The sequence below is a fragment of the Alteromonas sp. AO-Serp genome, assembly GCF_017849675.1.
Taxonomy (GTDB): Bacteria; Pseudomonadota; Gammaproteobacteria; order Enterobacterales; family Alteromonadaceae; genus Alteromonas; species Alteromonas macleodii.
This window is the reverse complement of record NZ_JAFLMX010000222.1, coordinates 1-14,724: the sequence shown is the minus strand read 5'-3', so window position 1 is coordinate 14,724 and position 14,724 is coordinate 1. Positions and strand designations below refer to the sequence as shown.

Genomic DNA, 14,724 nt, shown 5'->3' with positions numbered 1-14,724 from the left:
AAAAAAAGCCGTGCATTGCACGGCTTTTTTGTTGTCGAACCTTTGGTTGTTGGTATTACTTGTCGTTTTGCTTCGCTAAAAGCGCAGCAGCTTGCGGAGCGAAATAAGTCAGAATCCCGTCTGCGCCAGCGCGCTTAAACGCTAATAACGATTCTAGGATTACCGCGTCTTCATTTAGCCAACCATTAGCAAAAGCAGCTTGATGCATAGCGTACTCGCCACTTACTTGATAGGCGAATGTCGGTACTTTAAATTCGTCTTTACAACGACGCACAACATCTAAATACGGCATACCTGGCTTCACCATTACCATGTCAGCGCCCTCTTCTATATCAAGCGCAATTTCGTGGAGTGCTTCATCGGTGTTGGCAGGATCCATTTGATAGGTTTTCTTGTTGCCGCCCTTTATATTTGCAGCGGAGCCGACGGCATCACGAAATGGACCGTAGTACGCAGACGCGTATTTAGCAGAATAAGCCATAATACACGTATTGATGTGACCTGCTTCTTCAAGTGCTTTTCGGATACTGCCAATGCGCCCATCCATCATGTCAGAAGGCGCAACAATATCAGCGCCAGCTTCAGCATGCGATAACGCTTGCTTAATGAGCACCTCGACTGTTTCGTCGTTCATCACATAACCAGTTTCGTCTAAGAGACCATCTTGACCATGAGACGTAAATGGATCTAATGCGATATCAGACATCAGCATTACTTCAGGAAACGCCTTTTTGAGCGCTCTCATAGCTTGCTGAGCAAGCCCTTCAGGATTGAACGCTTCGCTTGCACACTCGGTTTTAAGAGACATAGGTGTCACAGGGAAAAGCGCAATCGTTCTAATGCCCAGCTCTACCCATTTCGCCGTTTCTTGCACTAGCAAATCGATAGAAAGTCTTTCCACACCAGGCATAGAAGGTACGGCTTCTCGTGCGTTCTCACCGGGTAGTACAAAAACAGGGTAAATGAGATCGTCAGTGGTTAAACGGTGCTCTGCCACAAGCCCTCTTAAAGCATCTTTGGCGCGTAGTCTGCGCATTCTTCTTTGAGGGAAAGGTGAAGATGTCATAGTTTTTCCTGTAAATGTTTATGTATTACTGTATTGCGGCCCGCAGCCTTGGCTTCGTAAAGGCATTCGTCGGCGAACTTGAAAAGATTTTGCGCGTGCTCTTCATCAAGAATAATGGTTGTAGAAACGCCCGCGCTTGCAGTTAGCTTAATGGTTTCCCCTTCGTAATCAAGTGGGGTCGACGCAAGGCTATCTCGCATATTTTCGGCAACGTGAAAAGCGCCTTCAAGATCGGTATTAGGCAATATAATGGCAAACTCTTCACCACCTATGCGACACAAGTCATCTGTAGGGCGATGGATGTGCTTCTGAAAGACATTGGTGACGTGAATTAAGCAAGCGTCACCACCATCATGTCCGTGTTTATCATTAATTTGCTTAAAATGATCCACGTCAACAATGATGAGAGATAATGGTGTTTGCTCACGTCTACTGCGTCGCCCTTCAGAACGCAGACGCTTATCGAAATGTCGACGGTTGTGCGCTCCCGTGAGCGGATCTATTGCATTTAACCTTTCCAATTCTTGGTTAACTTCAGACAATTCGCGTAACGTAATTTCTAGCTCTAACGTGCGTTCTTGTACTTTATACTCCAGGTCATCTTGATAACGCTTTTGTACTTCAAGTAAGTTCTCTTTGGCGGTATTTGCCTGTTTTTCCTGTTCTAGCGCGAACTGCTGCGCCTCAATGAGATCATCGCGACTGTGGCTATAATTAATCGCTAAGATAAGTGCCAAGATGAGCGTTTCAACCGCGCCACCAATGATCAGCAGGTTATTTGACGAAATAGGCAACTGAATAATATTAACGTTATCAAGGCTCGCACTTAGCCCACTAATTAATAGAAAACCCCACGCAATGGTAAAATAACGTGCTACGACCACCCCTTTGAGCGTTAGCCAAATACCTAACCCAAGAGTAAAAATAACGATGAGGCTAAGCAGTAACAGGAACGCCTTTATCATGAACGAGTAAGGCAAGATAAGGCCGAGGATTATACTTAACCCGCACACCCAACTGATTGCCTGTGTGATTTTATCTAGCTTTACGCTGTGGGCTCTAATAGGTAGTAGGCTTCGCGTAAACATCGCCGCAAACATAATAGTCGCGTTAGCAAACACAAGAATTGCTTTACCTTGAAACCATGTGCTTCCCGGCCACATATAGGAGAAGCCGTAGCCGTGTAACGTCGCCAATATAAGCGCCAAACTCATTACATAGCCAGAGTAATAAAGGAACGACACGTTACTTGTCGTTACCGTTAAAAATGCGTTACTCACGCCCATTGCTACCAAGATGCCAAAAAATATCCCCAATGCCAGGTTACGGCTTGATGTATAGGCAATAAACTCTGTTTCTTCCCATATACGAATGGGAAGGCGGACGCTGCCAGAGGTTTGTACTCGAATAATCACCCGCTGCGACTGAGCGCTTACTGGTAGGGGGAATAGTGGCTTCACATGAGAAACGGGCCGGTTGTCAAAGTGCAGGCCATCGCCACCTGAATAAGTAGCAATAGGCGTGCTGCCTATTTGGCTGTAAATCGCAACGTCTAAACTATCTAAAAGGGGATAGTCGATGTGCAATAGAAATCGACTTTCATTGCTTTGTGTTGGCGCAATGACCATTGAAAACCAATGTACGTTTGTGTTCATACCCAAGTTAATGGGTGAAGATATTGGTGTCCAGTCGGTAAGCGGCGTTTGAGTAATGGTAGTAAAATCGAGCGCATTGCCATTATCTACATTGAGATAAGTAAGCTGCGAGAAACGTGGTGTTGCACTGGTGTTAGGAGACAAACTAAACAACACAGACACAAATGCAACGACGGCCACTAGGGTGATTAGAATAAGACCCGCATCATACTTGCGCATCGCTTTCAGATTTGTCTGCATATAAACCTATGTTTAGCTGAGAGAAAACAACTCACAGCTATTAGCATAACTGCTAATACGTAATTTATCAGTCTCAACTTGCAGATATTCGCCTAATTGTTTAGCGATATGGGGTAGAAAAGCAGGTTCGTTATTACGTTTTCTCGGTCGAAGGGTTTTGGGAAACAGATAAGGCGCATCTGTTTCAAGAATAAGACGGTTTAAAGGTATAGACTTCACGGCTTCGCGTAGTGCTTCGCCTCGCTTCTCATCACATACCCAGCCAGTAATACCAATATAAAGCCCCAGCGCAAGGTAGTGCTGAACCTGCTCTGCATTCCCAGTAAAACAGTGGGCAATACCACCTTTTATACGAGGCATATACTCGGTTAATAACGCGACTTGTTCGTCAAACGCATCCCTTTCATGTAAATACACGGGTAAGTCTAATGCAGCCGCAATGTCTAACTGGGCTTCGAACACTGCCAACTGAACGGGCTGTGGTGAGAAATTGCGATTAAAATCCAGACCACATTCACCAATTGCAACACACCCTTTCTGTTGTGCAAGTTCGCGTAACCGCTTGTAATCACTTGGCGTGACATCTTTTGCATTGTGAGGATGGACACCGATAGTGTAACAGCATTGGGTTGGATACTTATTATATAGCGCTACTGCGGCGTCCCATTCACTGGGGTGCGTGGTGATAATGCAGAGTTTTTCTACCCCTGCATCTTTTGCTCGTTGTATAACTTCATCGGCGTCAAATCGCTTATCAAGCAAGTTGACGCCAGCATCAAACCAAGGCATTTATTTTACGCGTTTCACTTTCATGCGCTTGTTAAGCCCTTCTACACTTAAGAAAAATGCACCCAATAAGCCCCTTTCTACGGCTACCGACTGACCTTCCTTAAGCTTCATATAGGTTCCATCAGTTTGCTGCCATACAGAACCATCGCTGAAAGTTATAACATGCTTATCACGCACATTCTTCTTGATCGAAGCGATAGTGACCGCAATCTCAGAAGCTTCGTCAGACAAATCTCGCTTATGTTCAAGTCCAAAGTCATTCTTAGGTTCTGAGGCTTGAACTTGTCCCTGAGCGACAGGCGCTGGGCGAGGCTTCATCTGATTACCATTGTTGCTCTTGTAGGCCTGCAGTTGCTCAATCTGAGCGTCTGAACCTTCGTACTTGTTGAGTGATTTCGCGACGCTGTCATAGCACATAAGTCGCTTTAAACTATTATCCGTGTTGCGACATTTCTCCAATGCATCAGCAACTGTCTCAGCTTGTACATTAAACGCCCCAAACGCGCACAGAATAGTGGCAAGAGATAGCAGTCGGGTTTTCATTTTTATTCCTTTCTTTTTTTGACATCTATGTGTTGTCTGTTGTTTCAGTAGATGTATCGTCTTTTGGTGTTTTACCCGCGTAAAATCCTCCAACAATAACCCCTACTTCAAATAGCAACCACATTGGAATAGCTAATAATGTTTGAGAGATAACATCTGGCGGTGTTAGCAACATGCCAACCACGAATGCACCAACAACCACGTACGGGCGCTTGGCTCGTAAAGACTTAGCATCCGTTACCCCAGTCCAGCACATTAAGATAATAGCTATCGGTATCTCGAATGAGACCCCAAATGCAAAGAACAGTTTCAAGACGAAGTTCAAATAACTGGATATATCTGTACTTACCGTTACACCTTCAGGTGCTACGCTTGTAAAAAACGCGAACGCTATTGGAAATACCACAAAGTAGGCAAACGCCATTCCTGCGTAAAACAGCAGCGTACTGGAAAGTAGTAAAGGCGCTACCAGGCGCTTTTCATTTCTGTACAAACCCGGAGCCACAAACCCCCATACTTGATAGAGCACGTAGGGAATAGCAATAAAAAACGATAACACCAGTGTAAGTTTAAACGGAGCAAAGAAAGGTGATGCAACGTCGGTTGCAATCATGCTCGCATTTTCAGGTAAGGCTTCAAGCAATGGCATCGCCAATAGCTTATAAAGGTCTTGCGCAAACGCCGCAAGACAAATGAAGACGATAAGTACGCTCAAAAGGGCTTTGAGAATACGGCTACGCAATTCAATTAAATGAGAAATAAGGTTATTAGCGTCAGACATCTATTGCTTTTTATAAGGTTCTTGAACCGACTCTGCAGCTTTTTTTAGCTCATCGACGCTTTGTTCAAGTTCAGGTGAAAGATCTTTAAGCCCTTGCTGCTCTGCTTTTTTCAAATTTTCATGCAATTCGTGCACGCGCAACTGATGCTCAACTTCTTGCTTAAAGCCCGTTGCTACATTACGCACGCTACGAATTGTATTTATAGTTGAGCGCATGGCACCCGGTAATCTTTCTGGCCCTAAAATAAGCAGCGCCAGTACACCGATAACCAATAGCTCCCAAAAGCCGATATCGAACATTAGGATTTTTCTTTAACGTCGCTCTGCGTCTTAGTTGAAACAGGCTCTGCTGCTGACTTTTCTTCAACTTGCTTCTTTTGTTCAAAGTCTGCGTCTTTGTCTTCTTCGGTGACTGCTTTTTTGAAGCCTTTGATTGCGCCGCCTAAATCAGTACCTATACCTTTAAGACGCTTCGTACCAAATAAAAGCACCACAATAACCAGTATGATCAGCAACTGCCAAACACTAATACCACCCATAAAAATAATCTCCCTTACATCGATTGGCACAGTATGCCATTGCCTGCTGATGCTTTCACCTGAATATTTACTTCAATGAATAAAGATTGACGTTTTGGTTGGGACAATCCATGCTCTGTATATCCCCAATGCGAATGGTCGAAACATTCAACTATGCTAATTTTTACAAGGAGTTAGTGAGCAATGCTATGCCTTACCGTGGTCTATTGCCATTTATTGCTCGCTTTACCTGTTGCACCTGACTCAGCTGCTGACACGTTGAACTCCCCCGTAAATGCGACCAGTGTAGGTATAACCTATCGGGATATTGCTCGGCCAGAAAATACGCTTTCTAACCGCGCTAACTCGACAAAAGAAAGTACACACTCCTTGCCTCCTTCAATACCTAATGAGCAATGGTTTGATATTTGGCAGCGTAGCTTCACCGACACCATGGACTTCACCGTAAAACAGCTTGATGGTTTGTTTGAAAGTTCAGATGAAATAGGTGCTTCAGGACAGAAGGAAGCCAGAGCCGAAGGTCGTGTTCAACTTGCCTGGGAGCCAAGAAGTGGCATGCTCTCGGATACGGATTTGCGCTTCAGGGTAAGAGTTCGCCTACCGGCTTTAAAAGAACGCGTTGATTTACTATTAAGTGATAACGAAGACGAGACACAGAACAACACAATACGAGCCGCGAGGGATACCGGCAATAACAACCGCGATCGAACGACCATCGCGCTTCGCTTTCGTCCTGAGCAAGACTCTCACTACTCATTTAGAATTGGTGCTGGTCGCCGCGACCAACTCTATGCGATGACCCGATACAGAGATGCTTTTGCCTTTTCTAAACAATGGGCCATGCTATACGACGCCGAACTTTACTATTACACCCGTGACCGTTTGGGTGCGGAGGTGGGCGTCGCTTTTCAATATGAAATCAATAAAAAGCACCTGGTTCGACAAAATAATCGCTACTACTACCGCGACGATACCAACGACTGGCTATGGCGTCACGAGGTTCACCATTTGTTTTCGGTAGATCAACACAACGCCGTTATTCCTCACTTTATGGTGGAAGGGCTTAGCCAACCCAACTTTCGCGTAGAAGAAGTCTATGGCGGGTTTAGGTGGCGTAACAACATGCTGCGCGATTGGCTATTCTTTGAGGTAGAGCCTTTCGTTTTATGGCTACGTGAAGAGGATTTTAAAACCTCATACGGCGTAGCCCTGCGCGTAGAAGCCTATTATGGGCGCGATACTTAGGGTAATTCCTTAGAATGAAAAAAGGCTGTCTACTGACAGCCTTTCGAAAAAACGCTTTGCGGGAATAAATTTAAGGACGAAGCGCCCTATCACCTCGAGCAAGCCCACACACACCGGTGCGCGATGATTCGATAATTTCAGCACACTGCCCCATAGTCGTGGCAAATGCATCTAGCTTATCTGTGGTGCCCGTAATTTCAATGGTGTAGTTGTTTACGTTCACATCCACAATACGCGCACGGAAGATATCAGAGTTCCGCTTCACTTCAGCACGTACCGACTCTGTGCGAGTCGCGACTTTAATCAGCATAAGTTCGCGTTCAATGTGCGTACCTTCAGTAAGGTCTACCACTTTTAGCACATCAATAAGCTTATTCACTTGCTTAGTAATTTGCTCTATGACTTTGTCGTCGCCGTGCGTGATAATCGTTAGACGCGAAAGGCTCGCGTCGTCGGTTGGTGCCACACACAGTGAGTCGACGTTGTAACCACGTTGTGAGAATACACCAACGATACGAGATAGTGCGCCAGGGGCGTTTTCCATTAATACAGAGATAATACGTTTCATCAGGTTCGCTCCGTCTTGCTTAAGCGCATGTCATCCATTGCGCCAAACTTAATTTGCATTGGATATACGTGTTCGTTTTGGTCTACTGCTATGTCCATAAACACTAAGCGATCTGTGTAACTGAAACATTTCTCCATTGCTGCGTCTAGCTCGTCAAGCTTGTCTACTTTAATGCCCACGTGTCCGTAAGCTTCTGCCAACTTCACAAAGTCAGGCATTGAATCCATGTAAGAGTGTGAGTGACGTCCTTTATAAATCATATCCTGCCACTGACGAACCATACCTAGGGCACGGTTATTCAATGAGATAATCTTGATAGGCAGGTTGTACTGCAAACAAGTAGATAGCTCTTGAATATTCATTTGAATACTGCCGTCACCCGTTACTACCACAGAGGTTGAACCTGGGTGCGCAAACTGCACACCCATTGCAGCCGGTAAACCAAAGCCCATGGTGCCAAGACCACCTGAGTTGATCCACTGACGCGGTTTATCATAAGGATAATAAAGCGCAGCAAACATTTGGTGCTGACCTACGTCAGAACTTACGTAGGCTTTACCGTCTGTGTGTTTGTACAAGGCTTCGATAACGCGCTGAGGCTTAATTACCTCTTCGCCCTGTGCGTAGTTTAAGCACTGACGAGCGCGCCAGGTTTCAATTTGTTGCCACCAATCGGCCAGCTTTTCGCTTTGACCTGATAAGTCTTTCTTATTTACCTGACTTAAGATTTGATCAAGTACTTTATCTACCGAACCTACTACAGGAATATGCGCATTTACGGTTTTAGAAATCGATGCTGGGTCAATATCAACGTGAATAATATCCGCATGTGGGCAGAACTTATCAACGTTATTAGTAACACGGTCATCAAAACGTGCACCTAGTGCAATGATGCAATCGGCATTATGCATGGTCTTGTTCGCTTCAAGCGTACCGTGCATACCTAGCATGCCGATAAATTGCTTGTGTGTACCCGGCATAGCACCAAGACCCATTAGCGTACAAGTTACCGGTGCATTAAGCTTCTCGGCTAACTCAATAACCTTTGCAGACGCATCGCAAGCTACAGCTCCACCACCTACATACAGTACGGGACGTTCTGCTTTAAGTAACGACTCAACTGCCTTTTTGACCTGTTTAGGATGGCCTTTTTCAGTTGGGTTGTAAGAACGCATGGTCACGTCAGTTGGGAACACGTACGGGTGTTCTTCTGCTACGTTCACAATATCTTTTGGCAAATCTACTACCACCGGGCCAGGACGACCTGTGTTGGCAATATAATAAGCTTTAGCAATCGCTTCTGGGATATCAACCGCGCGCTTTACCAAAAAGCTGTGCTTAACGATAGGGCGTGAGCACCCCACCATGTCAGTTTCTTGGAATGCGTCTTCACCAATATGCTTCGACGGCACCTGTCCCGATAAAATAACCATCGGAATAGAGTCCATATATGCAGTAGCAATACCTGTAATAGTATTCGTAGCGCCTGGACCTGATGTGACGAGCACTGTGCCGGTTTTGCCAGTTGAACGTGCATAACCATCCGCCATGTGGGCGGCTGCCTGTTCATGACGTACGAGGACGTGTTTGACATCATCTTGCGCAAATAACGCATCATAAATGTCTAATACGGCACCACCTGGGTAACCGAACACGTGTGTCACTCCTACATCTTTTAGCGCTTCAACCACCATGGCTGCGCCCGACATCATTTTCACAGTGCTTTCTCCTGTAATGGGTTGGGGGGTTTGTCAGCGTACGTTGACGATGCCCCGACTATATCTAAGGTAATAGGAAGATAAAACACCAAATTGCGTAAAAGTGAGATATATATCCCAATATTCGCAATAATTAGGATAAATATTTCGACTTAAGTGTAATTTTGACAGAAAATAGGATATTTATTTACACGATTTTAACAGCGCAACCAATAAACATAGTTGCTTTAAGAGAGGCGCCTTTACACGTTTTAGATGCATAAAGGCATAAGCTTAATCATCGAGGTCGATATCAAGATCACTGTTATCGCTCATATCGTCGTCATCGTCAACATCTTGTTCAGCAGCACGCTTAGAGCCATAAATACTTGCTGTTTTTGGACGGTTTATTCTGGCTTGGTATTTCAACCACGCTTTCTCTTGCGGTGTTGCAGGGTCACGATGACCAAGAGCCGATTCCAAATAGGCTTGTTCTTCATCATTCTCTGGCGTAATTTTCCCGTCCACTAGTGCAGCGAACAAACTACCATGAGCCTGAAGAAGCTTACTTTCATTAATTGAAAAATCACCTGAACGGGCAAAGCCGTACGGGTAATTTTTCTTATCTATAAAGGGTTTTCTTGCGACTTGCTCTTTTGTGATTACAGACATCTTAACCTCTTCCACCGCTAATACCTGCGTTGTAAACACAGACAAAATTGCAACACCAACTGTTGAATGAAATAGACTACTGATATAGCGCCTTAATCGCTTTCAAGGTTATTCTTAGTCGGATTTTTATTTTCTGTCAAACAGAAAAGTAGCTGTCGTAAAAACTTAATATTGAATGTTTTAAAAGAGCATAAAAAAGGCCGCAAGCGCGGCCTTTTAATATAAGTGGGATATCAGCGTTTTTCACTTACCCAAACCGTAATAGTTCCGTCGACGACCACGGTGCCTTCAGCGTTATACGCCTTAACAGAAATAGGTAAATCACCTGGCTTCCATGCGTCAGCTGGCACTTCTGCTACACAACGAATATCTGAGTCTGCTTTCGCCGGATACTTTACTTCCATACCTTTTGGGATCCACCTAAGGTTTTTAGGTATGGATGCTTCACACATGAACCCCATGGCCATTTCCAGACCATTGCAAATAGCAATAACGTGAACCGTTCCAATGTGATTTTCTACCGCTTTACGTTTACTAATAAGCACTTCACAGTAGTTTGGTTTAATGTCTGAGATAAGTGGTGAAACGGTAGAAAAATAAGGTGCCCTGCGCGCTGAGTACCAGCTAAATAGCTTCTTTCCAAAGGGCAGCTTCATAAATTTGTTATATGTATTTAGTACGTAATTCTTTGACATAGTTGTTCACGCTGATAGTTGGGAGCTTTTTATCTTTCGAGTGATTATTAAACCTGCGCCACTGGTTAGACCAGCGGAAGTTACATTAACATAATCCCAACGAAGTAGTGATGCAAATAAATTCCTATTTAGAGATATAAAAAAAGCAGCTAAAAAGCTGCTTTTTTAAATCTGTGTAGACGTTACATTGTGTAATTTACGCCTAGATAGAAGAAGCGTCCTCTAGGCCCTGCCGGTCTCGACAATGTGCCAAGGTAAGGATCTTCCTCAAACGCGTTATTGATACCACCATATACTTCTAGGCTATCTTCAAAAGTGTATGAAACAGAAAAATCATGCACCAACGCAGAGCCAGTGTGAGTTTGACTGATAAAATCAGGATCACTCTCGATATCCTGGTTTTCTAGCCCTGGAAGTAGCTGGCTTCCTTCGTAGCGTCCTCTCCACCCAACAACGAGTTCACCAATTATATAGTCTGCACTCATGTTTACGATCCACTCTGGTCGCCCAAACGTTCCAAGAACATCTGTGACTTCGTCAGGTGCACTCACATCCCTTACTTCATCATTTTTGAGGAAGTTTGTTCCGTTGATAGTGAATTCAATTCTTCCGTCTGTGTCGACTAATTTAGCCAACTCAAAGCCATAATCTACGCGGAAATCAATACCAGATGTCTCTACCGCTGCAAGGTTGATAAACCCTGAACGAAAATCTGTGATAAATCCATTTGTAGCATCACGATCAATTGCGTCACAAAATTGGTTGTTGATTGTTGGCGCGTCTACGCAGTTAGATGCAATGTCAAAACCAGTAAGGCTATCAATCAGGCCATCAATTTCAATATTATAGTAGTCTAGCGTCACTACTAAACCTTCCAGCATACCGTCGAGCTCTGTATCTGGTCTCCACACTGTACCAATCGTGATGGTTTCTGCTTCTTCAGGATCAAGGTCTGGGTTACCGCCCGTTGAACCAGAAACAAACGCTGACAGGAAGTTAGTAGAATCATAAGTGCCATCAGCTACCGCGTCGCCAATCAGTGCAATACAGTTCGCCTCCCTGAACTCAGAGCCCGCACTAATTAAGTTTTGGTTACAAGGGTCATCTCCTGCACCAAGTGAAGCCGCAAATGTAGGTGCGAAGGCTTCATTAATGTTGGGAACCCGCACCGCTTCAGAGAAGGTCGTTCGAATACTAAATGTATCAACAGGTGACCATACTGTTCCTATCGTCCAAGCGTCATGCGTACCATATGGGTCGTAGTCTGAGCTTCTGTATGCAGTGCGCAGCTCTAATCGCTCAGCGAAATCGACACCTTCTAGTAAAGGTATAGTTGCTTCTACAAAGTATTCTGAAACATCGTACTCACCGTCAGAAGGATTGGTTGGGCCGTTGCGAGAGTCTAATGTTCCAAAGGTTAAGCCTGCTGCAGAATATGGATCTGGCGTATAGGTACTTGACTCTTTTCTCCATTCGTAACCAAGAGCAAACATAACAGGGCCTGCCGGAAGCTCGAATAAATCAGAAGAGTCGCCCGATACTACTGCTAAGAAATTCTCTTGCGTTATATCGTTCTGCTCAGTGCCAGGTTGGAATATAAAGTTAGCCGCTTCTGCGCTGATTGAATCCTTTCCAAACAAATTCACTGGTACACAAGAGCCATCACCAGGCTGGAAAGTTAAGAACCCAAAATTCGCATTCGCAGATGGAAACGGCGACGTAGGAGGAAGCGCAGAACTGTCTAGGTCAGAGCGACAAACAACATTGCCAGTTGCTGGATCTGTTACAGCGTCAATAGCAGCGAAGTATCTGTCTTCTATGCGCAAGTTCGAAGTAATGTCGGCATCAGTTCGACCGTAGTTATAGAAAACCTCGTACTCTAGAGCGGTGTTAGGGATATAACCATCGAAGCCTGTAACAATACGATACGTTTTACGTTCTGCTTCTGGGTTTGAATTAGCGTTTATATCAAGAACATCGCGGGACATTACCAAGCTTGGTGATTCACCTTCTGCTTGTAATTCATTAATTTGAGACAGTAGAGCTGCAGGAATATACGGATTGTCTAGTGAGATTGGAATATCGTCATTGAAACCATTCACCTGATTAGTTTCTTTAGTCGAGCTAAATACGAATTTGGCATCTACAAAGAAATTTACGAATTCATTTAGTTCGTAATTTGACACTGCCTGTACTAATACTCTTTTAGACTCTGGAAGGATAAGTTCAGCGTCGGGACTACCCGGTACACCATCACCACCACTCGCATCGAAAGGTCCAGCATAAACATCGCCGGGATTGTAGGCACGTAAGGTGCCGTCTTCACCCACTACCTGACACGTTGGAAACATGGACGTTCCGATAGTGCCGCAACCTAGCACGCCGCCAGATCCAGCGACATCTCCAAACGCACTGCCAGTTAATGAAATTACACCTCTGTCACTTGAAATTGGAAGTCTGTAATCTGGCACCCAAGTATTCTTGAAGCGTGAATCAATACCAAATGCACTCTGAGTAGCCTCTGTATTAGCTACTTGTGTATATAGACCAGAGCCTGCGAAGTCTCTATCTTTAGCATACACTGGGCTGGTTTCTTGGTATTCAACCGCGAATACTAAATCACCTTTATCTGTAGAAAAGCCGTTGGCCAATGATAAAAAGAATTCATTTGCGTCACCATCGTCAGTCACACCTGTTTGAGTGCGAAGCTCTAGCCCGTCGAACGAGGCTCCGTTTCTCATATTGAAGTTGACAACACCGGTTACCGCATCAGCGCCGTAAACAGCTGAGGCACCACCAGTGAGGACTTCCACGTTTCTAAGTAAAGCAGTAGAGATGGTATTTACATCAACAGAGCCCGTACCCTCAATACCTGAAACATGTCGTCGACCGTTTTCCATAACTAAGGTTCGCTCACTACCTAGATTACGTAAGTCCAGTAAGCTTGCTCCTAGTGGGGTTCCATTAAATGCAGAAAAAGACCCCGGCAGTGACGCCTGTAGTTGAGGCGACTCACGCAACATGGCACCTAAATCTATTTGACCAGATGTTTTGATATCACCAGCATTAATGGCAAGAACAGGGCTCGCTGCTTCCAGGGAGGAGTCTTGAGCAACGCGAGAACCGGTTACAACTACTTTTTCGACATCCTTCTCTTCAACAGCGGCTTCTTCCTGAGCCTGAACCGCAGATGCACTAACAGTAAGTGCAGATGCTACTGCAATTGCTAGTGCAGAAATATTGTTTTGCTTTGATGAACCAAAAGCCATGTGTGTTTCTCCAAGTATTACTTTTTCGTTCCAGAGTGCTCTTTACGGCACTTTCGAGGAGTCTAAAAGCGATGGTTATTTTTATATGTTTACAATTTGCGTTTTACATAATGCATTTTGCAAATGGTGTGCCTATCAAAAAGCAAGTAAACAGTGAAACTACCGCTAAAAAACGGCGCATTATGCATATTTACCCACTTAAATCTATTTAATATTCAAAAAGACTTAACTAACGGCTTTCGAATGCACATTTAATGTGCAAAAGAGCTCGTAAAATGTAGATTTATTGAGAACTAGATTGAAATCAAGGCGGCACCGCACTAGGAAGGTGCAAAGAGTCATGAATAAGGATTCACAACGGTGCGTAAAGACAGACAGAATCGGCGCTGAAGCAATAAGCGCAAGCAAATTTATACTTTCGTATAAATTTAAGATTACGCAGTTAATTAGGTCACCTTGTATATTTAAATAAGTAGGTCTTAAACCGTTTTTCAGAGCTGACGACTTGCCGATTCTTGAGCAAGTATGCACGGTGCTTTTCAGTAACATAAGAGGTTATGGTTTGTAGCAAAAACTAATTTGAATGCTTTGTGAAGCGATGGCCGACACTCGGTCGCGGGCGCATAAAGGGGCGCATCAATACATCTGCTAATGTTTAGATTTTCGTGATGTTTGAAAATTTGGAGCGGGAAACGAGATTGGTATCTGGCCGACACTCGGTCGCGGGCCCATTAAGGGGTCGCACTTAAAAACTAGATAAGTTTTAGTTTTTTGAGGTGTCTGAAAAATTTGGAGCGGGAAACGAGATTCGAACTCGCGACCCCGACCTTGGCAAGGTCGTGCTCTACCAACTGAGCTATTCCCGCATAGAGTCGATGCTGTGCATCTTATAGGTACTTACCTATGGCAAGTGAATTTGGAGCGGGAAACGAGATTCGAACTCGCGACCCCGACCTTGGCAAGGT

Annotated in this window: 13 protein-coding genes and 1 tRNA gene; 1 reads left to right on the top strand and 13 read right to left on the bottom strand. The window is 44.5% G+C overall.

From position 1 onward, the window contains the following. Window positions 1-55: 55 nt before the first annotated feature. From hemB to tatA, 7 genes are read right to left on the bottom strand one after another with little or no spacing between them, the layout of a single operon-like run. A complete protein-coding gene (hemB, locus tag QVA83_RS15160; protein ID WP_039225046.1) occupies window positions 56-1,066 on the bottom strand; it encodes a porphobilinogen synthase in 1,011 nt (336 codons plus the stop codon). Beyond that, window positions 1,063-2,961, bottom strand: a complete 1,899-nt coding sequence (locus QVA83_RS15155; RefSeq protein ID WP_287498639.1) for a sensor domain-containing diguanylate cyclase — start codon at window positions 2,959-2,961, stop codon at window positions 1,063-1,065. Before QVA83_RS15155 ends, hemB begins: the two co-directional genes overlap by 4 nt. Window positions 2,962-2,973: 12 nt before the next feature. Then, window positions 2,974-3,750 (bottom strand): TatD family hydrolase, encoded by a 777-nt coding sequence (locus QVA83_RS15150; protein WP_039225048.1) that lies wholly within the window; start codon window positions 3,748-3,750, stop codon window positions 2,974-2,976. Further along, window positions 3,751-4,293 (bottom strand): hypothetical protein, encoded by a 543-nt coding sequence (locus QVA83_RS15145; protein ID WP_014948089.1) that lies wholly within the window; start codon window positions 4,291-4,293, stop codon window positions 3,751-3,753. 25 nt (window positions 4,294-4,318) lie between these two features. Beyond that, window positions 4,319-5,074, bottom strand: a complete 756-nt coding sequence (tatC, locus tag QVA83_RS15140) for a twin-arginine translocase subunit TatC (protein WP_014948088.1) — start codon at window positions 5,072-5,074, stop codon at window positions 4,319-4,321. Next, complete coding sequence (tatB, locus tag QVA83_RS15135; protein ID WP_014948087.1) at window positions 5,075-5,374, bottom strand: Sec-independent protein translocase protein TatB; 300 nt, start codon at window positions 5,372-5,374, stop codon at window positions 5,075-5,077. After that, window positions 5,374-5,619, bottom strand: a complete 246-nt coding sequence (gene tatA / locus QVA83_RS15130; RefSeq protein WP_230633705.1) for a Sec-independent protein translocase subunit TatA — start codon at window positions 5,617-5,619, stop codon at window positions 5,374-5,376. Before tatA ends, tatB begins: the two co-directional genes overlap by 1 nt. A 177-nt stretch (window positions 5,620-5,796) precedes the next feature. Between tatA and QVA83_RS15125 the strand changes: the two genes are divergently transcribed. Next, the gene (locus QVA83_RS15125) at window positions 5,797-6,858 is read left to right on the top strand and encodes a hypothetical protein (RefSeq protein ID WP_039225050.1); all 1,062 of its coding nucleotides are present in this window, start codon (window positions 5,797-5,799) and stop codon (window positions 6,856-6,858) included. A gap of 70 nt (window positions 6,859-6,928) precedes the next feature. Here the strand turns inward: QVA83_RS15125 and ilvN are convergent, their stop codons facing one another. The 6 genes from ilvN to QVA83_RS15095 form a co-directional block, all read right to left on the bottom strand. Beyond that, the gene (gene ilvN, locus QVA83_RS15120) at window positions 6,929-7,426 is read right to left on the bottom strand and encodes an acetolactate synthase small subunit (RefSeq protein ID WP_014975513.1); all 498 of its coding nucleotides are present in this window, start codon (window positions 7,424-7,426) and stop codon (window positions 6,929-6,931) included. Beyond that, a complete protein-coding gene (locus tag QVA83_RS15115; protein WP_014975512.1) occupies window positions 7,426-9,144 on the bottom strand; it encodes an acetolactate synthase 3 large subunit in 1,719 nt (572 codons plus the stop codon). Before QVA83_RS15115 ends, ilvN begins: the two co-directional genes overlap by 1 nt. 273 nt (window positions 9,145-9,417) lie before the next feature. Then, window positions 9,418-9,795 carry a MaoP family protein gene (locus QVA83_RS15110; protein ID WP_039225146.1) on the bottom strand — a complete coding sequence of 126 codons (378 nt, stop codon included), beginning with the start codon at window positions 9,793-9,795 and terminating at the stop codon, window positions 9,418-9,420. A 233-nt stretch (window positions 9,796-10,028) separates the two neighbouring features. Then, window positions 10,029-10,490, bottom strand: a complete 462-nt coding sequence (locus QVA83_RS15105) for a hotdog fold domain-containing protein (protein ID WP_014975511.1) — start codon at window positions 10,488-10,490, stop codon at window positions 10,029-10,031. 182 nt (window positions 10,491-10,672) lie between these two features. Further along, window positions 10,673-13,759 carry a TonB-dependent receptor domain-containing protein gene (locus tag QVA83_RS15100; protein WP_014948080.1) on the bottom strand — a complete coding sequence of 1,029 codons (3,087 nt, stop codon included), beginning with the start codon at window positions 13,757-13,759 and terminating at the stop codon, window positions 10,673-10,675. A gap of 790 nt (window positions 13,760-14,549) precedes the next feature. Then, window positions 14,550-14,625, bottom strand: a tRNA-Gly gene (locus tag QVA83_RS15095). Window positions 14,626-14,724: the final 99 nt, after the last annotated feature.